The organism is Treponema sp. R8-4-B8, from assembly GCF_054786175.1.
In genome coordinates this window covers 1-770 of record NZ_BDHE01000176.1, presented here as the reverse complement: position 1 = coordinate 770, position 770 = coordinate 1, and the positions used below count along the sequence as shown (strand labels likewise).

Sequence of the window (770 nt, the reverse complement as noted above, 5' to 3'; positions counted from 1 at the left end):
GAGGGGCGGATGAAGGGCGCGGAGTATGTTAGCACCTGTCTCTTATACACATCTAGATGTTTATAAGAGACAGAATCAGCCCCGCTGTTGGGACAGAGTGTCCGCGTCATCAATAATGATTCCGTATTGATTTGGTCGGGGATATTGGTTGACGAGTCGGAAGAGGTCGTCGGCGCGGCGGAAAGTTTCGGGTTCAAGCTATCGTCTGTATTGATAGAGAACGAGTGGTGGTGCGGGACGTTTACGATAGTATAACTATTATGCGCGGCAAATCCGCCGCCTGTTATCAACAAACTGAAAGTCTTAGCGGAGGTTGCAAAATGATTCGTAAAAACTATTCTCGCCGTACCGTTACGGTTGCTATGGCGGTTATGACCGTTATTCTGACAGCGTTCGCCATATACGGGCAATCGCAAAACTACACGGGCGACGGCGGCAAGGGGATGAGCCTTACCATATACGTCCCGCAGTCGACCGGGCTTGCCAAGGAGCAGAGCTACATCCCGGCCCTTGTGCAGGGCGGGTTTGTCAGCAGTTTTTCAAACTACTCCGCTATTTCCATATTAGACTGGGAGCGCTTAGACGATATATACGTCAAACTTATCGCCGAGGAGTACGACGACAAGGCGGCGGCGAAGATGGACGTAGCGCTCGGACACTTGGCGCCTACGAGCCATTTCCTGACGGGAAGCATAATCAAGACGGCTACGGGTTACAACATTAAGATAAATATTACCGCCACCGCCAATAAGATGACGGCCGCCTCGTAT

Annotated in this window: 2 protein-coding genes; one reads left to right on the top strand and one right to left on the bottom strand. The window is 51.3% G+C overall.

The window, feature by feature from the left end; all coding sequences use genetic code 11:
• On the bottom strand, positions 1-293 hold a 293-nt coding region (locus tag ACYVRA_RS07710), incomplete at its 3' end, for a hypothetical protein (RefSeq protein WP_461252155.1).
• Between the two features lie 27 nt (positions 294-320).
• Here ACYVRA_RS07710 and ACYVRA_RS07705 point away from each other — a divergent pair.
• The coding region (locus ACYVRA_RS07705; RefSeq protein WP_461252154.1) for a hypothetical protein at positions 321-770 on the top strand (450 nt) is incomplete at its 3' end.